This window comes from Paraburkholderia sp. BR14374, assembly GCF_040948685.1.
Classification (GTDB): domain Bacteria; phylum Pseudomonadota; class Gammaproteobacteria; order Burkholderiales; family Burkholderiaceae; genus Paraburkholderia; species Paraburkholderia youngii.
On the sequence record NZ_JBFPKF010000006.1, the window covers coordinates 265,741 to 290,448 of the forward strand.

27 protein-coding genes and 3 pseudogenes are annotated in these 24,708 nt (G+C 61.2%); 11 read left to right on the forward strand and 19 right to left on the reverse strand.

What is annotated here, in order from left to right:
• Positions 1 to 14: 14 nt before the first annotated feature.
• From AB3X86_RS17100 to AB3X86_RS17125, 6 genes are all read right to left on the reverse strand, one after another.
• On the reverse strand, positions 15 to 443 hold the full coding sequence (locus tag AB3X86_RS17100; protein WP_368596864.1) for a hypothetical protein: 429 nt from the start codon (positions 441 to 443) through the stop codon (positions 15 to 17).
• A complete protein-coding gene (locus AB3X86_RS17105; protein WP_368596865.1) occupies positions 440 to 1,006 on the reverse strand; it encodes a lysozyme in 567 nt (188 codons plus the stop codon). Before AB3X86_RS17105 ends, AB3X86_RS17100 begins: the two co-directional genes overlap by 4 nt.
• Positions 1,007 to 1,200: 194 nt before the next feature.
• Positions 1,201 to 1,554: a hypothetical protein gene (locus AB3X86_RS17110; protein WP_368596866.1), complete on the reverse strand. Its 354-nt coding sequence runs from the start codon at positions 1,552 to 1,554 to the stop codon at positions 1,201 to 1,203.
• A gap of 221 nt (positions 1,555 to 1,775) precedes the next feature.
• Positions 1,776 to 2,051 (reverse strand): hypothetical protein, encoded by a 276-nt coding sequence (locus tag AB3X86_RS17115; RefSeq protein ID WP_368596867.1) that lies wholly within the window; start codon positions 2,049 to 2,051, stop codon positions 1,776 to 1,778.
• Positions 2,052 to 2,194: 143 nt separating this feature from the next.
• Entirely contained in the window at positions 2,195 to 2,677 is a 483-nt protein-coding gene (locus AB3X86_RS17120; protein ID WP_368596868.1) for a hypothetical protein, read from the reverse strand.
• Entirely contained in the window at positions 2,674 to 3,444 is a 771-nt protein-coding gene (locus AB3X86_RS17125) for a hypothetical protein (RefSeq protein ID WP_368596869.1), read from the reverse strand. Before AB3X86_RS17125 ends, AB3X86_RS17120 begins: the two co-directional genes overlap by 4 nt.
• A gap of 243 nt (positions 3,445 to 3,687) precedes the next feature.
• Between AB3X86_RS17125 and AB3X86_RS17130 the strand changes: the two genes are divergently transcribed.
• Positions 3,688 to 4,770, forward strand: coding sequence for a tartrate dehydrogenase (locus AB3X86_RS17130; RefSeq protein ID WP_368596870.1), 1,083 nt, complete (start codon positions 3,688 to 3,690; stop codon positions 4,768 to 4,770).
• Positions 4,771 to 4,806: 36 nt separating this feature from the next.
• On the opposite strand, the gene AB3X86_RS17135 is transcribed toward AB3X86_RS17130, so the two are convergent.
• The gene (locus AB3X86_RS17135) at positions 4,807 to 5,073 is read right to left on the reverse strand and encodes a hypothetical protein (protein WP_368596871.1); all 267 of its coding nucleotides are present in this window, start codon (positions 5,071 to 5,073) and stop codon (positions 4,807 to 4,809) included.
• A gap of 6 nt (positions 5,074 to 5,079) precedes the next feature.
• Here AB3X86_RS17135 and AB3X86_RS17140 point away from each other — a divergent pair, with 6 nt between their 5' ends.
• The 3 genes from AB3X86_RS17140 to AB3X86_RS17150 all read left to right on the forward strand — a co-directional run bounded on the left by AB3X86_RS17140 (position 5,080) and on the right by AB3X86_RS17150 (position 8,087).
• Positions 5,080 to 5,202 carry a hypothetical protein gene (locus AB3X86_RS17140; RefSeq protein ID WP_368596872.1) on the forward strand — a complete coding sequence of 41 codons (123 nt, stop codon included), beginning with the start codon at positions 5,080 to 5,082 and terminating at the stop codon, positions 5,200 to 5,202.
• A 168-nt stretch (positions 5,203 to 5,370) separates the two neighbouring features.
• Positions 5,371 to 6,357: a succinylglutamate desuccinylase/aspartoacylase family protein gene (locus AB3X86_RS17145; RefSeq protein WP_368596873.1), complete on the forward strand. Its 987-nt coding sequence runs from the start codon at positions 5,371 to 5,373 to the stop codon at positions 6,355 to 6,357.
• Between the two features lie 371 nt (positions 6,358 to 6,728).
• Positions 6,729 to 8,087 carry an MFS transporter gene (locus tag AB3X86_RS17150; protein ID WP_368596874.1) on the forward strand — a complete coding sequence of 453 codons (1,359 nt, stop codon included), beginning with the start codon at positions 6,729 to 6,731 and terminating at the stop codon, positions 8,085 to 8,087.
• Between the two features lie 120 nt (positions 8,088 to 8,207).
• Here AB3X86_RS17150 and AB3X86_RS17155 read toward each other — a convergent pair whose 3' ends face one another.
• Positions 8,208 to 8,567 carry a LysE family transporter gene (locus AB3X86_RS17155; protein ID WP_368596875.1) on the reverse strand — a complete coding sequence of 120 codons (360 nt, stop codon included), beginning with the start codon at positions 8,565 to 8,567 and terminating at the stop codon, positions 8,208 to 8,210.
• A gap of 58 nt (positions 8,568 to 8,625) precedes the next feature.
• Positions 8,626 to 8,856 (reverse strand): annotated as a pseudogene (locus AB3X86_RS17160) (LysE family translocator); the annotation flags it as partial.
• Positions 8,857 to 8,946: 90 nt separating this feature from the next.
• On the opposite strand from AB3X86_RS17160, the gene AB3X86_RS17165 reads away from it, so the two are divergent.
• Positions 8,947 to 9,324, forward strand: a complete 378-nt coding sequence (locus AB3X86_RS17165) for an Lrp/AsnC family transcriptional regulator (RefSeq protein ID WP_368596876.1) — start codon at positions 8,947 to 8,949, stop codon at positions 9,322 to 9,324.
• Between the two features lie 502 nt (positions 9,325 to 9,826).
• On the opposite strand, the gene AB3X86_RS17170 is transcribed toward AB3X86_RS17165, so the two are convergent.
• Together AB3X86_RS17170 and AB3X86_RS17175 are read right to left on the reverse strand one after the other, a co-directional pair.
• Positions 9,827 to 10,282, reverse strand: coding sequence for a RidA family protein (locus AB3X86_RS17170; RefSeq protein ID WP_368596877.1), 456 nt, complete (start codon positions 10,280 to 10,282; stop codon positions 9,827 to 9,829).
• A gap of 180 nt (positions 10,283 to 10,462) precedes the next feature.
• Positions 10,463 to 10,599: pseudogene (locus AB3X86_RS17175) on the reverse strand (integrase); the annotation flags it as partial.
• A gap of 40 nt (positions 10,600 to 10,639) precedes the next feature.
• Here AB3X86_RS17175 and AB3X86_RS17180 point away from each other — a divergent pair.
• The 3 genes from AB3X86_RS17180 to AB3X86_RS17190 all read left to right on the forward strand — a co-directional run bounded on the left by AB3X86_RS17180 (position 10,640) and on the right by AB3X86_RS17190 (position 12,428).
• On the forward strand, positions 10,640 to 10,987 hold the full coding sequence (locus tag AB3X86_RS17180; RefSeq protein WP_368596995.1) for a hypothetical protein: 348 nt from the start codon (positions 10,640 to 10,642) through the stop codon (positions 10,985 to 10,987).
• An 809-nt stretch (positions 10,988 to 11,796) separates the two neighbouring features.
• A complete protein-coding gene (locus AB3X86_RS17185; RefSeq protein ID WP_368596878.1) occupies positions 11,797 to 11,931 on the forward strand; it encodes a hypothetical protein in 135 nt (44 codons plus the stop codon).
• Between the two features lie 164 nt (positions 11,932 to 12,095).
• A complete protein-coding gene (locus AB3X86_RS17190) occupies positions 12,096 to 12,428 on the forward strand; it encodes a hypothetical protein (RefSeq protein WP_368596879.1) in 333 nt (110 codons plus the stop codon).
• A gap of 24 nt (positions 12,429 to 12,452) precedes the next feature.
• Here AB3X86_RS17190 and AB3X86_RS17195 read toward each other — a convergent pair.
• The 6 genes and pseudogenes from AB3X86_RS17195 to AB3X86_RS17220 all read right to left on the reverse strand — a co-directional run.
• Positions 12,453 to 12,685, reverse strand: a pseudogene (locus tag AB3X86_RS17195) (glycosyl hydrolase 53 family protein); the annotation flags it as partial.
• A gap of 40 nt (positions 12,686 to 12,725) precedes the next feature.
• Positions 12,726 to 14,690: a beta-galactosidase gene (locus tag AB3X86_RS17200; RefSeq protein ID WP_368596880.1), complete on the reverse strand. Its 1,965-nt coding sequence runs from the start codon at positions 14,688 to 14,690 to the stop codon at positions 12,726 to 12,728.
• A gap of 60 nt (positions 14,691 to 14,750) precedes the next feature.
• Entirely contained in the window at positions 14,751 to 15,602 is an 852-nt protein-coding gene (locus tag AB3X86_RS17205) for a carbohydrate ABC transporter permease (RefSeq protein ID WP_368596881.1), read from the reverse strand.
• Positions 15,603 to 15,629: 27 nt separating this feature from the next.
• Positions 15,630 to 16,535, reverse strand: a complete 906-nt coding sequence (locus AB3X86_RS17210; RefSeq protein ID WP_368596882.1) for a carbohydrate ABC transporter permease — start codon at positions 16,533 to 16,535, stop codon at positions 15,630 to 15,632.
• Positions 16,536 to 16,637: 102 nt separating this feature from the next.
• Positions 16,638 to 17,891 (reverse strand): ABC transporter substrate-binding protein, encoded by a 1,254-nt coding sequence (locus AB3X86_RS17215; protein ID WP_368596883.1) that lies wholly within the window; start codon positions 17,889 to 17,891, stop codon positions 16,638 to 16,640.
• 77 nt (positions 17,892 to 17,968) lie between these two features.
• Entirely contained in the window at positions 17,969 to 19,108 is a 1,140-nt protein-coding gene (locus AB3X86_RS17220) for an ABC transporter ATP-binding protein (protein WP_368596884.1), read from the reverse strand.
• 204 nt (positions 19,109 to 19,312) lie between these two features.
• Between AB3X86_RS17220 and AB3X86_RS17225 the strand changes: the two genes are divergently transcribed.
• The gene (locus AB3X86_RS17225) at positions 19,313 to 20,329 is read left to right on the forward strand and encodes a LacI family DNA-binding transcriptional regulator (protein WP_368596885.1); all 1,017 of its coding nucleotides are present in this window, start codon (positions 19,313 to 19,315) and stop codon (positions 20,327 to 20,329) included.
• A 63-nt stretch (positions 20,330 to 20,392) separates the two neighbouring features.
• Here the strand turns inward: AB3X86_RS17225 and AB3X86_RS17230 are convergent, their stop codons facing one another.
• Together AB3X86_RS17230 and AB3X86_RS17235 are read right to left on the reverse strand one after the other, a co-directional pair.
• A complete protein-coding gene (locus AB3X86_RS17230; protein ID WP_368596886.1) occupies positions 20,393 to 21,568 on the reverse strand; it encodes an L-rhamnonate dehydratase in 1,176 nt (391 codons plus the stop codon).
• Positions 21,569 to 21,599: 31 nt separating this feature from the next.
• The gene (locus AB3X86_RS17235) at positions 21,600 to 22,943 is read right to left on the reverse strand and encodes an MFS transporter (RefSeq protein ID WP_368596887.1); all 1,344 of its coding nucleotides are present in this window, start codon (positions 22,941 to 22,943) and stop codon (positions 21,600 to 21,602) included.
• Between the two features lie 135 nt (positions 22,944 to 23,078).
• Here AB3X86_RS17235 and AB3X86_RS17240 point away from each other — a divergent pair, with 135 nt between their 5' ends.
• Positions 23,079 to 24,014: a LysR family transcriptional regulator gene (locus AB3X86_RS17240; protein WP_368596888.1), complete on the forward strand. Its 936-nt coding sequence runs from the start codon at positions 23,079 to 23,081 to the stop codon at positions 24,012 to 24,014.
• A gap of 176 nt (positions 24,015 to 24,190) precedes the next feature.
• A complete protein-coding gene (locus AB3X86_RS17245) occupies positions 24,191 to 24,676 on the forward strand; it encodes a glycoside hydrolase family 73 protein (protein WP_368596889.1) in 486 nt (161 codons plus the stop codon).
• Positions 24,677 to 24,708 lie beyond the last annotated feature (32 nt).

Sequence of the window (24,708 nt, forward strand, 5' to 3'; positions counted from 1 at the left end):
ACGGTGCGCCGGAGCTACGGCTGCACTGCCCGCACGATCACGCCGTTCCAGCCGAATACGACGTGATGCGCGTCCATGCGGAATACGGCCGCGCAATTGTCGCTGTCCAGCAGTAGGGTCTTCTGGGGCAAGCCCGTATCGTCGAGGTTGATACCGTAATAGTCCTTGAGCTTCGGCGCGGTATCGACGGTGCGGACACTGAAACCGCCGTGCGGACGACAGCGCTCGCCGGCGAATTCGATCTGATCGGTCGATATGCTCAGCACCTTGCCGAGCAGTCTTTTTGCCTCGGGTATGCCACCGGAAACGTCGCTGTATCCGACCACATCGGTAACGGTCCATTTTCCGTTGAATGATGACGGGGTGGTCGTGGGCCCGGCCGCGAAGCAGATGGTGGCAGCCAGGCAAATTGCTAACGCCAAGCACAGTGGTTTGAGCGTCACGGCCGCTGCTTCCTGAAGGGCGCCGATTCCCGCACTCGTCGATTCGCAAGTCCCTGGCTCCTGCGCGGCGAGCCAATCGGGCGCCCCCGCCGATCGCGTGGGGTTACCACTACATTGAGAGACATATGCTGCGCAACCGCTTCCATATCGCCCCGATTTGCAGGGTCCAACGCCTCTCGTGTATTCCGATTCGTCGAGTTGTATGCGAAAGAGACTGCCGCGTCGAACTGCGCTTGAGTCAGTGCGTACTCTGTGACCGTGGCCCTAACGAGCCGCTCGGCGTCGTGAACGCGCGCCGTCAAGATAGCGTTCACCTGCTCAGGTAAGACCGCGCGCTGCAACTCTGCAGGTGTGCAGGGTCCGAAGTGCGCCAGTGTTCCCACGCCCCATGTGCAGTTTCCGTTGATGGGCGCATCGTTGTAATAGCGCATGACCACGCCCTCGTTGACCTTCAGTGCAGCGTAACCTTCTGGGCTAATCTTCATTGCGTCGTTTGCGCGCGGCATATCTGCTGCCAGGTCATCTCCCTGAAAAACGAATGCCCAAGTGAGCGCGGTGGACAATGTGCTCTCCGCCCGCAAGAGGAAGGAGAATCTATCACTGCTTTCCGTGTTTGAGGCGCGACGCACTTCATTTTGGGCCGTCGCCTATCGTGGCTTCATCTCTCGCACAATCGGCTGCCCGACCATCATGCGGCCTCCTTGATGCATCACGCATTGCGCTTTTTGACGCCTTGCGTTGGCATCGCACGAATCGCCTACCCAGCGTCGATCTCGAGCGTCTCGAATTCCACAGCCAGCTCAGCGCCGGCAGTTGCGAGGACTAGTGCTACTTGCGACCCGGGTGTCTTCGAAAATCGCTCGCTTTTAGAAAGCATGGTGCGCGCGAGATCGTAATTCGTGTCCCCCGGCGTGAGAATCCTTATCTCAAAGACAATGTTATTGGCCACGCTGAAATGTTCAACGGTGCAGCGACTTGTTCCGCTAAAAGTTGCCGTTGCTCGCTTTCCTTCATCCTCCAACATAACAATTAGCTTATGCCTATCCGGAACCACGAGAGCTTTGATATACCAGTCGTGGAAATGGCCGAAGTCCTTGAGCCTGTCTATCATTTTTCGTTGCGGCAAAAAGGCATCACAATGATTCAACGTTCACGAAGTCAAACTCCACTGCTATTTCAGTCCCTCCGCTGAAATACACGTTGGCTACGTGCCCGGCACGGCTCGGGCCGTGAGCTGATCGTTCCTGACGCGCGCACCGGACGCGCAGCAGCAGGTTTGATAGTCCGCGACTGCCCGTTTCTCGCACAGCGCGTGAGTCCGTTGGCGGCAGGCTACGTCTGTGAAGGCTTGTCGATCGGCTCTTGCGTAACCGACATGTACTGCTTGATGTCAGGCTGGCCAAGCGCAATCACGTTGAGTATTGCAACGCCGAGCCTGCGCGCAAATTCGTCGTCGAGTTTGAAATCGTACTCATCGAGAAGGATCGGCATTTCGATGTTCCCGGCCAGCAGAGGAGCTAGCCTGACGGGGTCAACGGTTTGCACTGTGAGCCGTTGACAGTCCTCTGTATAGGTTAAAACCACGGAATACGGCGGATGAGTAGCCATCAATAACCTCTGCACTATTGATAGTTCTGAAATGCCTGCGTTTTGCAAAGCGAGATGCAGTACGGGCTACGACTATCCTTGGCATCGCGCTACCACCGACGCGCGAGCCGCCGAACGACCTGCTGCCGCTCGCCGCCGAGTCACTATAAGGACGAGGGATCGACCTTGCCGCCTTCGATCACAAAATGCTTAGCATCGGGATTCGACGGGAATAGGCGCCAGTCTTCATCGTCTGGTATCGCATCCGCAAGAATTACTAGACGCATACCTCTCGTCAGCAAAATGACGGCATCACCGCCCTCGCCCGCCTCGATATCCAAAACAGCTATTGGGCCTTGAGTCACAAGGAGATCGCGGATGCGTTGTGTTGTTCTTCTCGTACTCTCTTCTGCTGCTGCAAAGTCCGAGTAAGACGCAACGATCGCGCTTCCTTGCTCGATGCGCCAGTCACACTGAATATGTAGCGCCCAATCGCCCAGACGCTTGATGGTGCCTCTGCTTGTTCTTACCTCCCGAAGCGGCCCGAACTGTAACGTAAGCATGTCAGTCGCGTGCGCCACTCCGCTAACGTCAAGCCCGATCAAAATGGAAAGGTGACGTGCTACCTGCTCTTTTGTATCGATCATTCCGATTTGCCTCCAAACAAGTCTAGGGCGCGCTCCATCATGCCGTGATATTCAAGGTCATCTTCCTGGATATCGTAATGAAGGCGGCGTGCCTGATCCTTGTTCAGTCCAAGTGCCTTGACTACCGCCTTAAATTGCTTGTTCTGTGCCTGATTGTTACCGGGCCGACCATCGGCGCCGGCGAGCTGCATAGCGTCGCCATCCGGCATGTCGGGCTGATAGTCGAACGGCTGGGCATTGCTGAGATTCTGCGGCGCGCGCGGGTTCTTGCCATACAGCAAGCTTGCCATTTCCGTGCTAGCCGGTTGCGGGCGGGCTGGGGCTGGCCGCGAAGCCTTCTCCCGCTGCTCCCGTATAGCCTGCACGCACTTGCGCATCTCGTCCCGCTCAGGGACAAAGATCAGACTACCGCCCTTCACCTCGTTGTACAGGGCTTTGGCAACCTCATCGTCTTTCATCCTGTACATATGAAAGCGGTTGTGACTCCGGCCGAGCATATCGCGCAACTCGTACGACTGGTGCGACAGCAGCATGGATGGGCTATATCGCAGCCACTCTGCGCGCGCTTCCTCCATGCCCTGCACGATGTCATCGTGCGACTCGCGGGGTACGCTCGCCGGAAATGCAAAATGGAACCACCGGTCAACGTCAAACAACCAGTTAGATTCGATGTGAAGGTTGAACGATCTGTAAAGACTGATCGAGAAGAAATGTCCGTGCCGCCTTTCACGGACCTCATGGAAAGAACCGAGGGAAAGTGAAGTCATCGTGCCTCACAGCCAATGAAGGAGGCCCGATTGTGCAACAAGACCCCATCCCAAAAAACCCCTCGTTCAGCCTCGCATGAGATGCGTGCCGCGCCTTCCTCGTCGCGCAGATTCTCAAGTCATCGGATCAATATGCACATCCATCCCCGCCTCCGCCGGAATGACAAACCGCACGAACGAACGCGCCACGAATAAAATATCCGTCACCGAATCCCTAACCCATTCCCCAAGGAGGAGACCAGCATGTCGAACAAATACCGGATTGCCGTCATCCCCGGCGACGGCATCGGCGTCGAGGTGATGCCCGAAGCGCTGCGCGTACTCGAGGTCGCGACGCAACGCTTCGGTATCGAACTCGAGTATCAGCACATCGAGTGGGCGAGCTGCGACTACTACGCGAAGCACGGCAAGATGATGCCGGACGATTGGAAAGCGCAACTTCAATCGGCCGATGCGATCCTGTTCGGCGCGGTCGGTTGGCCCGACACCGTGCCCGATCACATCTCGCTGTGGGGGTCGCTGCTGAAGTTTCGCCGAGAGTTCGACCAGTACGTGAATCTGCGTCCGGCGCGCCTATTCGCAGGCGTGCCGTCGCCGCTCGCGGGACGCAAGGCCGGCGACATCGACTTCTGGATCGTGCGCGAGAACACCGAGGGCGAGTATTCGTCGGTGGGCGGCGTGATGTTCGAAGGCACCGAGCGCGAGTTCGTGCTGCAGGAGTCGGTGTTCACACGGCGCGGCAGCGAGCGCGTGCTGAAGTTCGCGTTCGATCTCGCGCAGCGCCGCGCGCGCAAGAAAATCACGGTCGCGACGAAAAGCAACGGCATCGCGATCAGCATGCCGTGGTGGGACAAATGCGCGGCCGGCATCGCCGCGCAGTATCCGGACGTCACGTGGGACAAGCAGCACATCGACATCCTGTGCGCGCGCTTCGTGCTGAACCCGGACCGTTTCGACGTGGTCGTCGCGACCAATCTGTTCGGCGACATCCTGTCCGATCTCGGCCCCGCGTGCACGGGTACGATGGGCCTCGCGCCATCGGGCAACCTGAATCCGGACCGCAAGTTTCCGTCGCTGTTCGAGCCGGTGCACGGGTCGGCACCCGACATCGCCGGCAAGCACATCGCGAATCCGATCGCGATGATCTGGTCGGCCGCGATGATGCTCGACTTCCTCGGTCATTCGAGCGGCAAGGAACGCGAGGCGCACGACGCGATCCTGAAAGCGATCGAGGCGACGCTGAAGGAGGGTCCGCACACAGGCGACCTCGGCGGCAACGCAAGCACCAGCGAAGTCGGCAAGGCGATTGCTGCGAAACTCGCGTGATATGAAGCAAAGACGGCGCAGCGCGCAGATGCGCCGTCATCGACAGTTGTGCCGCTCGCAGAGCGACCATTCGCCATTGTGCGTCACCAGGGCGCCGCGAATCAGCGCGACGAGCGGCAAATACACGGCCGCGCTTTTGTTCAAGCCCCACACGTAGACGGGCAGCGACAGCACCCGCTGCAAGTCGAAGCCCCGTTTGAATACGTCTACGCCGAACGGCGCGAGCGCGAGGGCCTTGCGGACGAAGGTCTTCTGTTTGAACAGCACGAAGCCGACGCCTACCGCCATCGCGAGCAGAAACACGAGCCGATGGTTTCAGTGTTGCATTTCACGCACGCGCCCTACCTCGCGCAACTGTGCGGCATTCCCGTCTACGTGCTCGCGGGCTTTCTCGGCAACCGGTATTGGGCGATGCGCGAACGCGCACGCTGAAAGTGCGCATCGTATCCACACCTCGTTGGCATCTGTTCACGATTTTGTCGATGTCGCGGGATACGGTGAGCACATATCGGAAGAACATTTACTGTCTTTTGCGCAAGGCGCCGAACATAGCGACGTCTTACGGAAAGATTACCCATGCCATTCACCAGGGACGCCGCCATGAGCCGAGAAGCCTATCCGATCGAAGTCGAATTCCCCGATATTGCGCAGCACGAGCAGTCGTCGTCGGGCATCGCATACGTTCACACGTTCGATTCGGGCGTGCCCGGCCCGCACGTGATGATCAACGCGCTCACACATGGCAACGAAGTGTGCGGCGCGATCGTCGTCGATGAGTTGCTGCGCCGCGCGCTGCGGCCGCGACGCGGGCGGCTCACGCTGTCGTTCGCGAACGTCGCCGCGTACCGGCGTTTCGATCCCGCGAATCCGGACGCCGCGCGCTTCGTCGATCAGGACTTGAACCGCGTGTGGACGGCGGCGGTGCTCGACGACACGTCGCGCACGTCGAGCGAACTGAAGCGCGCGCGTGCGATGCGCCCGGTGATCGGCACGGTCGACGCGCTGCTCGACCTGCATTCGATGCACGAACGGTGCAAGCCGCTGATCGTCGCGGGACCGCTGCAAAAAGGCATCGACCTCGCGGTGCGGCTCGGTACGCCCGCCACGGTGATCTGCGACGAAGGGCATCCCGAAGGCCGCCGCATGCGCGACTACGAAGGGTTCGGCGATGCCGCGAGCCCGAAGAACGCGCTGCTGATCGAATGCGGCCAGCATTGGGAGCGCAGTGCGGTGGCGGTCGCACGCGACACGACCGCGCGTTTCCTGTTGCTGGCCGGCGTGGTGGACGAGACGGATCTGCCGCCGGGGTGGCTCGCGCCGTTGCCGCCCGAGCAGAGCATCGTGCGCGTGACACAGCCGGTCGTCGCGACCAGCATGGACTTCAGCTTCGCGGCGGCGTACACCGGCCTCGAGGTTTTCGCCAAAGCAGGCGCCGTGATCGGCTGGTCCAACGGCGAAGAGGTGCGCACCCCCTACGACAACTGCATGCTCGTGATGCCGTCGCTGCGGCAGTTGCGCCCCGGTGTGACCGTGGTGCGGCTGGGACGAATCGAGCGGACTGTGGCTCATCCCGCGGTGACGAGCTGACCCGCGGGTGTCTCAAAGCCGTTTGCCGCTTGTTTCGGCGCGCTGAGCTTGGCGCGCCTGGCCCTTTCTCCGCGCGTTTGCAGCGCGCCGCCCTGCCACGCATCGACAGCGCGAAAACTCGGGTATTCCCCCGTTGACCGGATTGATTTCATTCCTTACAGTGGCGCGCGTTCGCATAGAGAATCACCGTTCTGTGTACGAACAACATTCCTCGCCCGGCGCGATTCCGTCAAGCCGATCCGTCCGGGTATGATTCATTGCCGATGCATGGCCAATTCGGCCGCTGCAGGCATCGTGCGCCGTTGCCAGACGGCGTACAGTTTGAGAAGAATCGCTCGTCGTGTCGGGCCTTTCGCTGTCAGGAGACCATCATGAACCGCAGCCCCGCTGTGAACGTTCAAACCTTCATTAACGAGCATCCGTTTTCGCCGTTCCAGTGGCTGATCTTTTTCATGTGCTTCGTCATCGTCCTGCTGGACGGTTTTGACACTGCTGCGATCGGCTTCATCGCGCCTTCGCTGGTCACCGAATGGGGCATCGCGAAGCCCGCGCTCGCGCCGGTGCTGAGCGCCGCGCTGTTCGGCCTCGCGTGTGGCGCGCTCGGCTCGGGCCCGCTGTCCGACCGCCTCGGGCGTCGCTCGATGCTGGTCGGCTCGGTGCTGCTGTTCGGCCTTGCCTGTCTCGCGTCGGCGTTCTCGACCAGCATCGACCAGCTGACCGTGCTGCGCTTCATCACCGGCGTCGGCCTCGGCGCCGCGATGCCGAACGCGGTCACGATGATGGGCGAATACTGTCCGGACAACCGCCGCGCCACCGTGATCAACCTGATGTTCTGCGGCTTCCCGCTCGGCGCCGCGTTCGGCGGTTTCCTCGCCGCGTGGATGATTCCGCATCTGGGCTGGCGCAGCGTGCTGATCCTCGGCGGCGTCACACCGCTGCTTCTGTTGGTGCTGCTGCTCGCCAAGATGCCGGAGTCGGTCCGCTACATGGTCGCGAACAACAAGCCGGCCGACCGGATTCGCGCGGCGCTTGCTCGCATTTCCGGCGACGCGGTGCAGGCCGTCGGCTTCACGATGACCGAAACCGCGCCGCAAACCGGCGGCAAGGGTCTCGGCGTCGTGCTGTCGCGTTCGTACATCGTCGGCTCGGTGATGCTGTGGCTCGCGTACTTCATGGGCCTCGTGATCTTCTACGCGTCGATCAACTGGATGCCGATCCTGCTGAAGGACGCCGGCCTCACGCCGCAACGCGCGACGCTGATCTCCGCGCTGTTCCCGCTCGGCGGCGTCGGCGCGGTGCTGGCCGGCGTGCTGATGGATCGCTTCAACGCGAACCGCGTCATCGCGGTCTGCTATGCGCTGACCGCCATTAGCGTGTACTTCATCGGTCAGGCGGCCGGCAACGTCGGCGCGCTCGTGCTGATCGTGTTCATCGCCGGCGTGCTGATGAACACCGCGCAATCGTCGATGCCGGCGCTCGCCGCCGCGTTCTACCCGACCGCGGGCCGCGGCACGGGCGTCGCGTGGATGCTCGGCGTCGGCCGCTTCGGCGGCATCGCGGGCTCGTTCCTCGTGGCCGAGCTAACGCGCCGCCACTTCTCGTTCGGCGGCATCTTCACGACGATCGCGGCCGCGGGTGCGCTGTCGTGCGTCGCGCTGCTGATCAAGCAGGCGGCGCGCCCGCATGCGTCGGAAGCGGGTGCGTCGAAGACGCAATCGTTCGGCCATTGAGCGTGCAATGAAATGTGTCCGCTAGCGGACCGGTAACGGTTCGATCGAGTGGTGACCCAGAAGCCGCCCTGCGATTCGCAGGGCGGCTTTTTATTTGGCTGAACGCATGGAATCTCGCGCCTATTTGAACGCAAGGAGCTGCTCGCAACACAGCAGCACGGCAATCAGAACCATCGCCGCGCCCGAAACCTGGCTAACCCTGCGCGCGACGCTCGGACGCGTGCGCAAAACCGCCTTCGAGCCGAGTCCGACGACCGAATAAACCACCGCGCAATTGGCCATGTGCAGCAGGCCCAACGCGCCGATCTGCACCGGAATCGACCACGCGTCGGTCGCACGCGTGAATTGCGGCAGCAGCGCGAGAAACAGCAGCAGCGCTTTCGGATTGAGGCCGCTCACCGCGAAGCCGCGGATGGACCAGTCCAACGCCGCGCCCGGTGCGCGCTCGGCCGCTACCGTCGGCACCGGGGGGGCGAGCAAGAATATTGCCGCCGACCCACAGCAGATAGCCCGCCGCGACGAACGTCAACACGGCCAGCACCGCTGGCGCCTTGGCGACCAGCGCGCCGACACCGGCCGCCACCACCACGGTGATCGCCAGATAGCCGGACAACATGCCGGCGATGGCGGGCGCAATCGCCCGCTCGCGCAATCCAGCCGAGATCGCGTACGCCCAGTCCGCGCCGGGTACCAGCACCAACGAAAAGGACACGAGCCAAAAGGCCGTCAACAAGCTCACTTCCACAGCCTTCTTCTCCCCGACGAGCATATTTGAACGGGGGGAATGTTACGGCTTTGGCTGTCGAAGGTGCTCCCTCTTTCTTGCCGCTACAAAGCGCTCTGCGCTAGAATTTTTCATATGGACGAAATTGACCGCAAGATTCTTGCTGAATTGCAGCAAGATGGACGACTCACCGTCACTGAACTCAGTGAGCGGATCGGTCTGAGTCTGTCGCCGTGCCAGCGGCGCCTGCGGGCTTTGGAGAAAGCCCGGGTCATCAGCGGCTATCGCGCGGTTATCGATCCGGCAACGATCGGTTTGAACTTCTCGGCAATCGTGTTCGCGACGTTACGGGAAGGCAGTAGCCAAAACATCGAGTCTTTCGAACGCGCGCTGTCGGACATCCCGGAGATCACCCGGGCGGAGCGCCTGTTTGGCGATCCGGATTACATGCTGCACGTCGTGACGAACGACACTAAAAATAAATTTCTGGCGGAGTGGTCCGAAGCGCTGTGACGCTTGGCTTTCAGACCTTTGGCTCAACGCCCTAAGGGTCCCCGATTGTTTCCACGCACCGACAGCATCCGGCTGAAATCGGCCACAACCGGCCGCTCGACACCATGGCTTCGATTGTCGACAATGAGCCTCAAGTTAAATTAAACGGGGGCACGTTGAAAAAGCAAATATCTTTAGTTGTTTCTACCCTGTTCAGCATGGCCCTGCTCGCGGGGGTGTTTCTAGGCACTTGCGACAACTTACCGGTAAACGCATTGCTTGGATCTAGCATCGGCATTGTATTGGTTGTGTACGCTTTCGCTACAGCGTTCGCCTTGCTGGGAACGATATTTCAATACTTTTACTTCTTTGCCAACAGGGGGACCGCATCGCAACCGAGAATGTCGCGCGGTCTCGCGTGGGTACTGTTAGCTGCCCTTGTCGTATATCTTGTCGTGCTCCGCTGGTCGGCCGCAAATTTCTGTCATTAAAGGCATATCGGTCAAAGTTCGGCCACAACCGGTCACTGATTAGTGTCTCGTGAATCGTCGACAATCGCCGCATACGCGTCGGGCAGGCGAAACCTGCGACGCGGAATCTCTGCGACTGCGGTTATTTCGATCATCAGGTCACGATGATAAAGCCGTTGGATCTCGACCGTTGTAGTAACGGGATATGGATCGGCGAAAAATTCCGCTCGAATATCACTTGTTCCCATAAACGCTTCTATGTCGGTTGCGTAGTGAACCAGCGAAATGATGTCCGACATGGTCCCGCCGATCGAGCCCAGCACGTCACGGATGTTTTCAAGTGTTTTTCGCACTTGCGCCCGAATGTCGCCACGCCCGACTACTTGTCCGTGGACATCAAGCGAAACCTGACCTTTCAGATGGACTACCTGGCCGTCGCCTTGAACAACAGCCATCGAGAACGCTCCGAAGGGTGACCATACGCTCGGAGGATTGATTGCAGTAGCCATAGCGACGCTCCCTGACCGACTAGTCGTATCGCCGAATTATCCATCATCCTAGTGGGTGCGGACCGCGTGAACGCCGAGGCGAAAGTACGCGTTTATGCAGGTAGCATCAGACGGGGTGCGGCCAAAAGCAGTCATTTGTGATTATTGCTGAAAACGGACATCCGACGCGCGAATCAAGGCTCACGAAACTACGTGATCAGTCAGAGTAAGCGTGTCCAACGGGCTTGGTGTGGTTCCGGCCGCAATTTTCAGTACGTGGTATAAATCATGGTAGTGGTTACATCGCTATGTCCCAACAATTCCTGAACCGTGCGAATAAAGCAATCCCGCTGAGTTGTCCTACCTAAGGAGAAGGAGATGGATATTGTTAATCTGATCGAAAAATACTGGGAAGACATGTATATAGCTGTGACTACCCAAAACCGCATAAAAATCTTGCAGAATTTTGCGCCCAACGCGATCTATAAATATCGTCCCGCCAATGGTCTGGTGGATGTGCCGCTCGAGAAGATGGCGACAAGCTGTTTAGGATACAAAGATCTTCTGGTTGGCAAGTATAATATCGAGAGAATAGATGAATTGGCGGACGGGTCTTGGATTTCGGTAATAACTGGTGATGTGGGAAAACCGTTTTTCGCCATATCATTCTTCAAATTCAAGGATGATAAGATCATCGAACTAACCGAATATTATGGCTATTTTTAAACAACCAAGGGGAATTCCTAGAAGCCTGTCGGACTTTCGCAAGCGTTTGGCCTAACATTGCGTTCAACCCGGACTGGCCTACGGCCAGCCCGGTTAACTTAGGCGTTGAGGGTCTGCTTTTCGAATGCACGTCCGCCCGCTTTGGGTCGCCTACTGCCCGACGCAGCCGATCTATGGCCGACCACGCCCGCCGGTCTACGTCGGACCGGGGTCGGCCAAGTTCGGTCAGTCCAGCTTAAAGGGCGAAAGACCGTTGGTTAGACTGAACCGGCCGAGCATGCGCACTGCTGCGGCGCGCATTAAAGTTCCTGGCCAGTAATCTCGATACGCTCTCCATTAGATGGAGGCATTTTGCGTTCCGCAACTGCCCACTAGCCTTTGCTTTGCCAACTGAAACGCGAGCAGCAACTGCTTCTGGCTGTCGTCTGCCGCTCCGACGCATTCGCAAACAACCTCCGGTCTGAGTTCGAAGGCGCAGTATCCCCATCCGAAGCCGTATGCAGAGAACCACAGTGTTGACTGGCTAGCGACGATGGGGGCAGTCAGATTGATGTATGACGAATCCATAGCGTTCGCGCTCTGGATTAGCGGTAATAGACGGCTTCGATTGTCCCACAACAGCCTTCATGGCTGGGTACTCGGCGACATCGCACCGCAGTTGATTACCACGCGACTTCCGGCTGGTTGTCGAAAGCCGGACCGGCGGGACTAGTGGCAGCTTCTGGCTCCGTTCCTGCCACCTAAAGCGGGGCTTTGAATGACGCATCAGAGTCGTCCACGGTCGACCAGAAAAGGCCGCACTCAGGCTGTTGGGTGTCACCCGCGATCTGAAGGCGTTCCAGGTGCTTGACGACCGCTATCTGTTGACGCTGCCCTGCGTGCTGCGACTGTCGTCGACGCTGGTCATGAAGAGCATTTTCGAGGATCGGCCGCTGCCGTTGTGACGCAACGACGTCACGCCCGTTCGCCTGCGGCGTTGTGATCCATCGCGGCAAAAAGCGCCCCAGCCCACTTCCCGATACACTACGCAACAATTTTTCGCGCGCGGCCCGGCGCGGCGACCACCGCCGCTTCCGCGCCGCCGCCGTCTCATCTCAGGATTCCGGTAATGAAACGCGTTGTCGTATCCGCGCTCGTCGCGCTGTGCGTCGCGCAGCCGGCCACCCAGGCCGTTGCGCAGACCGTCAGCAATCAATGTTTCGCGCTCGGCGATATCGCCGGCCAGGTCGCGTCGTGGCGCGCCCACAAGAAGACCAAAGCTCAGGCGCTCGACCAGGCCGCCCGCTACTACAAGGACCCGTCCGACCGCGCGGCCGTCGATGCGATCATCGAAAAGATCTACCGCCCCGACGCGCCCCACATGACGCCCGATCAGGCGAGCATGGCGATCACGTCGGAGTGCGTGAACCAGCACAAGGGGCAGGCAGCGCCGGCACAGTAATGCCGGTGTGTCGCCTGCGATGCGCTAACGCCGCCGGAACGCCTCCAGCGACGACAACGCATTGCCGTGGAAATCGAACAGCGTGTTGTTGTCCCACTGATCGCCGACGCCGACTTTCCAGCCGACGTTCGGCGTCGGAATCCACTCCGGCTCCCACCAGAACACGCCTGCAGGTCGCTGAACGAGCCCTGCCACTGCGGGTAGTACGACAGGCCGATCACGTCGAACGTGACGCCGCGCTGCGTCATGCTGTCGAACCTGGCTGACTCTCTGACATGACGTGACATCCGCACCACGTCACGCGTCTTTCCACACGCAAACGTCGCAGGTATTCAGACGCGGCTCGCCGAGCACGAACGTCGCATGGCGCGGCGCCGGCACCTGCACCGGTTGCGCGCCGAAATTGAATGCGAAGGTCAGGCCGCCACGGCGGCGCAGCCGCAGTCCGTCGGCGAGCAGCTGCGTATCGAGTCCCGCGTCGCGCGCCGCCTGCCGCAACACCGTGCGATGCAGTTCATGCGACAGCCAGCCGGCCACGTAGCGCACGTTGCCGTGCATCAGCAGCGCGGGCCACGCATCGTCGAAGCGCGCGGCAATGCGTGTCTCGCCATTGGCGCGCACATGCTCGCGCCAGTGCAGCGCGCGACCCGTCGTGCCGTCGAGCGACAGCGCGGGCGCGAGCGTCGAGCGCAGTGTTTCCACTTCGAGCACCTGGATCGGCAGCACGCGCTGCAATGCGCCGGGCGGCAGATTGCCCGGAATCGCGAACGCGTCGGTTTTCGAGCCGCTGCGCGGGCCGAACACCCATTGCGCGTTCGAACTCGCGATCTGCTGGACGAGTGCGGCGTCGACCACCGCGAGACTCGGCACCACGACTAGCTGGTAGCCTGAAAGATCCGCCCGGCCCGACACGATATCGACATCGAGCCCGAGTTCGCGCAGCGACTCGTAGTAGTCGAAAGCGAGCGTCTGATAGTCGAAGCCGTTGCCGTGACGCTGGATTTCGAACATCCACTGCGTCTCGTAGTCGAATACCAGCGCGGTGGCCGCTCGTGCGGGCGCGGCGAGCGTCGACAGCGCCGTACTGCCCGCGATTTCACGCGCGGCCCGTTGCACCTCGAGACCGCCCGGCGACAGTTCGTTGTTCGGCAGGTTGAGCCCGGAATGCATCTGCTCCTGCGCATATGGGCACTGGCGCCAACGGAAATACGACACCAGCTCCGCGCCATGCGCGAACGCCTCGTAAGCCCACAGCCGCACCATGCCCGACGCCGGCACCGGATTCCACGACGCCCAGTTCACCGGACCGGCCTGCTGCTCCATCACCCAGAAGCGCCCGCCGCCAATGCCGCGGTAGCGGTCGTGATCGAACGCGGACACGTCGGGATGTCCGGTACGCGCGAAGCGCGCCTTCTGCTCCTCCGGCAATGCGATCGATTCGGTGCGCGCGATCGGATAGCTATCCCATGCGGCGATGTCGATCGCGTTGTCGGCGGCGAAGCGATAGTGATCGAAGGTCGTGAAAAAGCCCATGAAGTTGTGCAGCAGATCCGCGTTCGGCGCATGCTCGCGCAACGCGTCGATCTGCTCGCGATGGAAGCTCGCGACCTCGTCGGACATGAAGCGGCGGAAGTCGAGCAGATGGATCGGATTGGCGTCGGTAGGTGTCAGCGTCGGCAGACCGATCGCGTCGAACGACGGGTACTCCATGCTCCAGAACACGTTGCCCCACGCGTCGTTCAACGCGCCGATCGTTGCATAGCGCCGTTGCAGCCACGCGTGAAAGCGCTGCAAAGCCGCGGTCGAATAGCTCGGCACCGTGTCGTGGCAGCCGAGTTCGTTATCGGTCTGCCACGCGACGATCGACGGATGCCGTCCGTAGCGCTGCGCCATAGCGGTGACGATCCGTACGCATTCGCGCCGGTACGTGTCGCTCGAAATATCGTAGTGACGCCGCGAGCCGAAATTCCAGCGCGTGCCGTCCGCGCGCACCGGCAGCACGTCCGGATGCGCGTCGACGAGCCATTTCGGCGGCGAAGCGGTCGGCGTGCCGAGCACGAGTTTCAGGCCCGCTTTGGCCAGCGTGTCGACGGCTTCGTCGAGCCATTGCCAGTCGTATTCGCCGGCGCGCGGCTCCATGCGGCTCCACGCGAATTCAGCGATCCGCGCATGCGTGATGCCGAGTTCGACCATACGTTGCGCGTCGTCGGCCCACATCGCGCGCGGCCATTGTTCCGGGTAGTAGCAGACACCAAGTTGCATGTGAAAGTCTCGTGGTGAGGTGACGTCGAGCCGTCGTTTCAATCGTGTTTCAGGCGCCGGTTAGCCCTTGCTCGCGCCGAACGTGAGTCCGGCGACGAAATGCCTTTGCATCCCGAAAAACATCAGCACCGAAGGCAATGCGGCCAGCACCGAGCCCGCCGCGACCAGGTTCCACGCGGTCGTCCATTGCCCTTTCAGCGCGGCGACGCCGACTGTGATCGGCGCGGCGTCGTCGCCTTGCGTGAGACACAGCGCCCAGAAGTAGTCGTTCCACACGAACGTGAACACGAGGATCGCCAGCGCGGCGAGCGCGGGGCGGATCAAAGGCAGCACGATGCGCAGATAGATCGTCCACTCGCTCGCCCCTTCGACGCGCGCGGCCTCGATCATTTCGAACGGCAGCTGCTTGATGAAATTGCGCAGAAACAAGGTGCAAAAGCCGCTCTGGAACGACACGTGAAAGATCACCAGCGCCCACACGGTGTTGAACAGGCCGAACTTCAGCGCCATGTCGCGCACTGGAATCATCAGGATCTGGATCGGCACGAAATTGCCGGCGACGAACGCCAACAGCACGGCCGTGTTGCCCGGAAAGCGATACGTCGCCAACGCGAAACCCGCCATCGACGCGAGCACGATCGCGCCGATCACCGACGGCACCGTGATCAGCACGCTATTGGCGAAGTAATGCAGCATCGGCGTTTGCGTGAGCGCGGTGCCATAGTTCTCCAGCAGCGCGAAGTGCTTCGGCCACGTCCAGTAGTCGCCCTGCGATAACTCGTCCGTCGAACGGATCGAGGTCAGCAAAACGGCGAGCATCGGCAGCAGCCAGATAAACAGCGCAAGCGGCAGCGAGGCCTTGTAAAGCGTGCGATTCAGCGGTTTCCAGCGTTCGACGGGAAGCGGATACATGAGCTGGTACTCCTGACGTTCAGAGAATCAGCGTTCCTCGCGCAGCATGCGGCGCAGATGGAACACGATATAGACGAGCATGATCGCGAACAGCACGACCGCGATCGCGGCGGAATAGCCTTCGCGGTAATACTTGATCGCCTCGTCGTACATGAAATAGGCGAGCACGGTGGAACTGTCGAACGGACCGCCGCCGCTCATCACCGCGATCAGATCGAAGCTGCGCAGTGCGCCGATCACGGTCAGCACCACCGCCATGAAGGTGGCGGGCCGCAGTTGCGGCAGGATCACGTGCCACAGCAGTCGCAGCCCTTTCGCGCCTTCCATGCGCGCCGCCTCGACCACCTCGGGATTGATGCCGGTGAGTCCGGTCAGATACAGGATCATGCAGAACGGTGCCTGCGGCCACAGCGCGGCGAAGATGATGCCGAACGTGACCGTGTGCGGATCGCCGAGCACCGGAATGCCGCGACCGACGATCAAGCGCAGCAGCCCGAACGTCGGATCGTAGAACCAGCTGAACACAAGGCCAACTACGACGCCCGACAGCACGAACGGCGCGAAAAACAGCGATTTCACGACGCGCATGCCGCGCACGTGCTGGTTCAGATACAGCGCGAACAGCAGACCGAGAGGCGGCGCGAGCAGAAACAGCGCTAGCCAGATCAGGTTGTTCTTCAGCGCCGTGTAGAACGTATCGGACTGGAACAGCTCGACGTAATTGGCGAGACCCGCGAAGGTCTTCGGCGTCATGCCGTCCCAGTTGTAAAAGCTCAGCGAAATACTGCTGATGATCGGATAGATCACGCACAGCGTGAACAACGCACAGCCGGGCAGCAGAAAGAAAAACGCGGCGCGATGCTGATGACGGCGCGTCGTCGAGACGCGACGGTGCCACGCCGCGGGCAGGCGGCGCGCTGCGGTATGAGACATGGAACGGCCTCGTCGGAAATCGAAGGCGGAGTTGATCCGGAAGCAGGACCCAGAAGCGGGACCCGCAAGCCGGCCGCACTCACGCGGCCGGCGCCGTGGGACTTACTTCTGGTAGATGCGCTTGCGGGTCGCTTCGAGATGAGCGAGCACGCTGTCGAGTTGCGACGGATCGCTGTAGAACTGCTGCATGACCTTCATGCCTTCGTCGGCCATTTCCTTCTGCATGTCGCGATCGTAGAACTGCGCGATGCCGCCCTTCGTGTTCGCGAGCGTCTGGAAGCCGACCTTCGAAATCGCATCTTCAGGCGGAGCGGCGTGGCTGTTCGACGGCAACTGTCCCCAGCCCTTTGCGAGTTCCGCGTTGATCTTCGGCGTCTCCATGAACGCGAGCAGCTTGCGCGCGTCGGCCTTATTCTTTGCCTTCGCCGGAATCAGCAGCACGTTGACGGGACCGTCTTCTGCCATCGGCACGTTTGCGTCGATCACCGGAAAGCGGAAGAAGCCGATCTGATCCTTGATCGACGGCGGGAAGCTCGCTGAGAAGAACGTGCCCATCAGCATCATCGCGGCCTTGCCGTTGTTCAGGATCGGGCCGATCGAATCGACGTCGTACGACAGCGCGTTGTCGATGAAGTCTTTGTTGTCGAGCAGCGTCTTCCACGTCGTGTAGACCTTCTTCACGCGCGGATCGGTGTACGGAATTTCGCCGGCCATCAGCTTCTGATGGAACTCGTTGCCGTTGATGCGCAGATCCAGATAGTCGAACCACGCGGCCAGCGTCCAGCTATCACGTGCGGCCACCGCGATCGGCGCGACACCGATCGCCTTCAACTTCTTGTTGGCTTCGAGCAGTTCGTCCCACGTTTTCGGCTCGCTCTTGATGCCGGCCTTCTCGAACAGATCCTTGCGATAGAAGAAGCCGTACGCGTCATAGCCGAGCGGCGCCGCATACTGCTTGCCCTTGTACGTCGATGCGTCCTTGACCGACGCATACTGCTGCGACCAGCCGTTCTTCGCCCAGTCCGAGCTCAGATCTTCGAGCAGACCACGTTGCGCGTAATAGGCCATCCGCTCGCCGTCGTGCCACGACACGACATCGGGCGGATCGGTCGCGAGCCAGCCGCCCATCTGCACCTTGTACGCTTCCTCGGTCACGTAGGTGATTTTCAGGTCGATGTCGGGATTGGCTTTCTTGAACTGATCGAATGCGTCCTGCCAGGTCGAGCGCTGATTACCGCGCGCCGATACGTTGACGTTCAGCGTAGCCGCGTCGACCACGGCACTGCCGAGCGCGCCGGCTACCACGGCGGCGGCGATCGACACCTGGGCAAGACGGCGAAGGCGAAGAGCAATCATCTGTGTCTCCTTGTCTACCTTGTTGACCGGCTACGCAGCGTGGCCGGCGATGTAACCCGCTCTATGGCGGAATTCGGTCAGGCGGCCGCGCGTTCCGGTTCGAACGTGCTACGCCGCAGCGCGAGCCCCTGTTCGTCGAACAGATGGCAAGCAGCGGGCGGCACGTGAACGCGGATGCGTTCGCCCGCGCCGAGCGGCGTATCGGCGGACGCCTTCGCGATCAGCGTGCCGCCCGCATGGTCCGCGTGGATGTAGCTGTGCTCGCCGAGCCGTTCCGACAACACGGTCGCGCACTGAATGAACTGTTCATCGCCGTCGAGCCGCAGATGCTCCGGGCGCACGCCGAGCGTGACGCGCTGGCCGCGTTGCAGCCGTTCTCCATCGACGTCCGCGACGAGCTTTTGCGCGCCCGCCGCCAGCGCCACCGTCACGCGGCCCGGCTCGATCGATTCGACCGCTGCATCGATGAAGTTCATGCGCGGCGAGCCGATAAAGCCCGCGACGAAGCGCGACTTCGGCTGGTGATACAGCTCGAGCGGCGCACCGCTCTGCGCGATGCTGCCGAAGCGCTCGGCATCCGCGCCCGCATGCAGCAGCACGATGCGATCGGCGAGCGTCATCGCTTCGATCTGATCGTGCGTGACGTACACCACGCTCGCGTGCGCGAACCTCTGATGCAGACGCGCGATCTCGACGCGCGTCTGACCGCGCAGCGCGGCATCGAGATTCGACAGCGGCTCGTCGAACAGAAAAACGCCCGGCTCGCGCACGATCGCGCGGCCGATCGCGACGCGCTGCCGCTGGCCGCCCGACAGTGCTTTCGGATGCCGGTCGAGCAGGCTGTCCAGTTGCAGAATCCGCGCGGCTTCGCGCACCTTGCGCTCGATCACGTCCTTCGGCTGCTTCGCGAGCTTCAATCCGAACGCCATGTTGTCGAACACGGTCATGTGCGGAAACAGCGCATAGCTTTGGAACACCATCGCGACGCCGCGCTCGGCGGCCGGCACGTCGTTGACGAGTCGCCCGCCGATATGCAGCTCGCCTTCGCTGAGGTCCTCGAGACCAGCGATCATCCGTAGTAAGGTTGACTTGCCGCAACCCGACGGGCCCAGGAACACGCAGAACTCATGCTGCGCAATCTCCAGATTCAGGCGCCGGATCACCGGCGGATGGTCGCCGTAGGCCTTTTGCACATCGCTCAAACGAATCGTCGCCATGCTGTCTCCGCCTCCATTTAATCGCTTAAATTTTCGCCGAAATAAAATGCCCAGGCCTTGTGCGGGCGGCATTTAATCGCTTAAATTCGAGTTCGGCGGAAAAAGTCATGGCAGATGTCTCCGTTACGTTTTTGAGAAAGTTAGCAATCTCGCGGGTCGTTTGCAACATTTGAATTGACCTCCCTAAATCTGGGATTACCCAACATGGTCACGTTGTCCGAAGTCGCGAAACGCGCGCAGGTTACCGCCGCCACCGTCTCCAACGTGCTGCGCAATCGCGAGAAAGTCCGCCCTGAAACGGCTGAGCGCGTGCTGCAGGCGATCGCCGAGCTCGGCTATCGGCCGAACCTGAATGCGCGAGCGCTCGCCGAAGGCCGGTCGTCGACGCTCGCACTGATGCTGTCGAACATCTCGAACCCGTTCTATCCGGAGTTCGTGCTCGCCGCCGAGCGCGCGGCGCGCAAGACCGGCCATTTCCTGATGGTCTGCAATACCGACGACGACGCCGAAATCGGCCGCGCGTATCTGAATCAGATCGCCGGCACGCTCGCCGACGGCGTGCTCGTGATGAACACGGACATCACGATCAACGACCTGTGCGCATCGGCGACACATAGCGCGCCGATTCTGCTTGCGATGTGGGAACACCCAGAGTCGCCGCCCGCGCTGCCGTGCATCGCGGTCGACTTCGCGCGCGCGGGCGAATTGGCCGCGCGGCATCTGCTCGGACTCGGCCATCGCGAGATCGGCTTGCTGATCGGCGACGGCTGCGGCGGTTTGCAGGACGCGCGCTCGAACGGTTTTCGGGCGGCGATGCGCTCGGCCGGCATCGAAGCCGACGCCGCCGCGGTGCTGCAAATTCGCGACTCGATCGACGCCGGCTTCGCCGCCTGCATGGAGCTGATGGCGAACCGCCCGCAACTGAGCGCGATCTTCGCGACCAACGACCTGCTCGCGATCGGCGCGATCCAGGCGTTGATCACGCTCGGCCGTTCGGTTCCCGGCGACGTGTCGGTGATCGGCATCACCGACATTCAGCTCGCGCATCAGGTGCATCCGGCGCTGACCACGGTCGCGATTCAAACCGCGGCTGTCGCGGAGTTGTCGATCCAGAGTCTGATCCGTTTGATCCAGACGCCGGAGCGGCAGCCGTCGATGGTGCTCGGGCCGCCGCCCGAGCTGGTGGTGCGTGCTTCGACCGGGCCGCGCAGGAAACGCTAACGCGCCTTAGCTAGCTCGCTCCATCGCCATCAGCGTGACGATACTTTCCTCGGGTCTGTCGATTCATTCGACGATGTTGAAATCGGCAAGATACTTGTCGCTCAACTGGATGCCCAGGCCCGGCACGTCGTCCGACAGTTGCAAATAGCCATTTTCGGGTTGCGGCTCGCCTTCGAAGATGTAGTAGAACAATTCGTTGCCCACTTCGACGTCGAACACAGGGAAGAACTCCGACATCGGACTCGCGGTGCTCGACATCGTCAGGTGATAGTTGTGCATCTGCCCCGCGTGAGGGATAACCGGCACCGACCACGCTTCGGCCATCGCATTGATCTTGCGCGCCGCCGTGATGCCGCCCACGCGATTCGTGTCGTACTGGATCACGTCGATCGCGCGGCGTTCGAGCAGATCCTTGAAGCCGTAGCTCGTGAACTCGTGCTCGCCGCCCGACACCGGCATCAGGTTCATCTTCTTCAGCTCCTGATAGCCTTCGACGTCGTCGCCGATCACCGGCTCCTCGATCCAGCGCGGATTGAATTGGGCGAGGCGCGGCAGCATTCTGCGCGCGTATTCGAGCGTCCAGCCCATATAGCATTCGAGCATGATGTCGACTTCGTCGCCGGCCAGTTCACGCAACAGACGCACCTGTTCGATGTTTTTCGCCATGCCTTTCGGGCCGTCTTTCGGGCCGTAGCCGAAGCGCATCTTCATCGCGGTGAAGCCGCTGTCCAGGTAGCCTTGTGCTTCGCCGAGGAACGCATCGCGGTCGTCGTTGTTGTAGAGCTTCGACGCGTAACACCAGATCTTTTCTTTCGTACGGCCGCCGAGCAGCTTGAACACCGGCTTTTTCACGGCCTTGCCCATGATGTCCCACAGCGCGATATCGATCGCGGAGATCGCCGCCATGCCGATGCCTTTGCGGCCCCAGGCGAGCGTGCGGCGATACATCTTCTGCCAGATGTACTCGTTGTCGAACGGATCTTCGCCGATCGCGATCGGCGCAAGGTATTCGTCGATGATCTGCTTCGCGATGCGCGGCGCGAGCGCGCAATTGCCGATGCCCACCGTGCCGTCGTCGCATTCGACTTCGACGACGAGCCAGCCGTGAAAGCGGAATGAACCCATCGCGTCGCCGCGCTCGTACAGAATATCGACAGCGTTCGTGCAGAAATGCGCTTGCGGCGGGACGACTTTGCCTTTCCACTCGAAAACACGTGTACGGATATGCTTGATCTTCATGTTCGACGATTTCCTTCTGAGAGTCGGTGAGTCAGTGGCCCGTGCGTTCGCCGAGCGGGCTATTGCGATGAGAGATGGAACTGGAGGTGGAAGCGGACGTGAAGCGGAACGTCAGCAGCAGCAATGCGCCGATCAGGCCGACCACCGCGAGCGAGAACATCCCCGCCTGCGACGAGCCGATCGCGCGCTCGGCTAGCCCCTTCAGGTTCGGTGCGACGAAGCCGCCGAGATTGCCGATCGAATTGATCAACGCGATGCCGCCCGCGGCCGCGGCGCCGCCCAGGTAACCGGTGGGTAGCGTCCAGAACAGCGGCTGCACGCAGACGAAACCGATTGCGGCGAAACAGAACGCGGCAATCGCCAGCGTCACCGACGACGTCATCGCCGAAGCGGCAATGCCGAACGCCGCGAGCGCTAGCATCGCCGCGGCCCAGATACGGTGATGACCGTGACGGTCGGCGTAGCGCGTCACACAGAACGTGCCGATGATCGCGGCGATCCACGGAATCGCCGTCAGCAGTCCGACCTCGACGCCGACATGGCCACCGCTCGCGAGCCCGGCGATGCGCGTCGGCAGATAGAACACGACACCGTACACGCTCATCTGCACCGCGAAGTAGATCAGGCCGCAGAACAGCACGCGCGAATCGCGCAGCGCCGCCAGCACCGAAGCCGGACCATGCGCGAGCTTCTGGCGGTCTTCCTGGCGCAATGCGTGATCGAGCGCATCACGCTCATCGGCATCGAGCCAGCGCGCCTCGACGGGCCGGTCGGTCAGATAGAAGTATGCGACGACCCCTACCACCGACGCCGCCAGCCCTTCGACGACAAAGAGCCACTGCCACGGATGCATGCCAAACGGATTGCCCGCATCGAGCAGCAGACCCGATATCGGGCTGCCGAGCAACAGCGCGAGCGGGAAGCCGAAATAGAACATGCCCATCGTCTGCGAGCGCGTTTTCGCGGGAAACCAGTTCGACAGGAACAGGATGATGCCGGGGAAGAAACCGGCTTCGGCGATGCCGAGCAGCGTGCGCAGCACATAGAAGCTCGTGGCGCTGTCGACGATGGCGGTGCACGCGGACACGATGCCCCACGTGACCATGATGCGGCTCATCCAGACGCGCGCTCCGAAGCGGTACATCAGCAGATTGCTCGGCACTTCGAACACCGCATAGCCGACGAAGAAAATGCCGGCGCCGAACGCGAACGCCGCGTCGCTCAAGCCGGTGTCGGCCTGTAGCACGTTCTTCGCGAAGCCGACGTTCGCGCGGTCGATGAACGCCAGTATGTACATCAGGATCAGAAGAGGCAGCAGCCTCCTGCGCGCTTTGGTAATCGCGCTGTCGAGCGCGGGGCTCGCGGTCATCGTCATGCGTCGTCTCCAGTTTGCTCTTGTCAACGCGAACGGCGTCGCGATCGCCGTTCTGCATAAGCGCTAGTGTGCGAAACTATCCGATAACTGACCACTGAATAATTCGTATCGGCCGATTCCTTAAAGTTATCGCTCATGATCCCGCCCGCCTCTACCATCCGCAAGCGTCTGCGCCTACGTCATCTGCAACTGATGGTCGCGCTGTCGGAAACCGAATCGCTGCGGCGCGCCGCGGACGATCTCGCGATGACCCAGCCCGCAGCGACCAAGGCCTTGCAGGAACTCGAAGACACGCTCGGCGTATCCCTATTCGTGCGACATGCGCGCGGCATGGAGCCGACGATCTTCGGCGAGGCCGTGATGCGCTATGCGCGTGTCGTGTTCGAGGATCTCGACGAGCTGCGCGAGGAGTTGGCCGGCATCGAGGCCGGCGATATCGGCAAGGTACGCATCGGCGCGGTGATGGCGCCGTCGCCCGAACTGCTGACGCACACGATCGTCAAGCTGAAGGAGGCGCATCCGCGCCTGCAGATGGCGGTCACGATCGACACCAGCGACGTGCTCGTGCAGTCGCTGCAACAGGATCAGCTCGATATAGTGATCGGTCGGATTCCCGATGGTTTTCCGGCACTCGACCTGAGCTTCGAGACGTTGGCGGAAGAGGCGCTGTCGATCGTCGTGCGGCCCGATCATCCAGCCGTGAAAACTGGCAAACAAACGGGCACGCGGCCCAAGCTGGCGGACCTTGCACGCTATCCGTGGATCATCCAGCCGCATCCGAGCCCGATGCGCCAGGTCATCGATCAAACGTTTCGCGAGTCGCGCGTCGCGCCGCCGGTCAGCACAGTCGAGACGTCGTCGATCCTGACCACGCTTTCGTTGCTGCGGGATTCGGATATGCTCGCCGTGCTGCCGAGTTCGGTCGCGCAGTACTACGTCGCGCTCGATGCGATCGCCGCGGTCGCGACGCCGTTGCGCGGCCGGCTCGCACCATATGGGCTAATTCTGCGCAGAAACCGGCGCGTCACGCCGGCGATGCAACTGGTCATCGATTCGATTCGCGCGGGGTGAGGGCTTCTGTGAAACGCAATTCGCCGCTCGCATTCCAGGCCCGCCAGATTCGGGGGAGGGAGCCGGCTTGGATACAGCGATCACTGCGGGTTGTCACTTTCATCCTTCGCCCATAGCCAACTGTCAAGTATCACGTTAGCTTCGGGGTTCCCGTTGTGGGGATTCAGGAGCCATATGTGCCCAAACACCGTCGGAACAACGCGAACGTAGGCGATACCTATGTTTCCAACTTCATTCATGACCACCTTTCCACCGCGCAGAATATACAGCGCAAATACGGAATACCAGCAGGTGTAGTCCTTGCACAATCCGCGCTGGAAAGTAACTGGGGGAGGACCGTCAGCGGCAATGCATACTTCGGTATCAAAGGCCGCTCACCAAATGGACAAAGTACAACGTTCGGTACGCACGAAACCGTAAACGGCGTATCCGTCGCAACCACGGGCACCTTCAGGGCCTATAGTAGTTATGACGAGGCCGCGGACGACTACGCCGCCATGCTCAAACACAACACCCGCTTCCGCTCCGCTTTCCTGCATGTTGACAGCATTGGATTCGCTACTGAAATAGCCCGCAACCATTACGCGACGGACCCTCAGTACGGCGCTAAATTGATCAGTATCATTCAATCACGCAAACTTGATCAATATGACGTTCGGTGAACCAGCAAAAACCATGCGGGCAAGAATGGTGA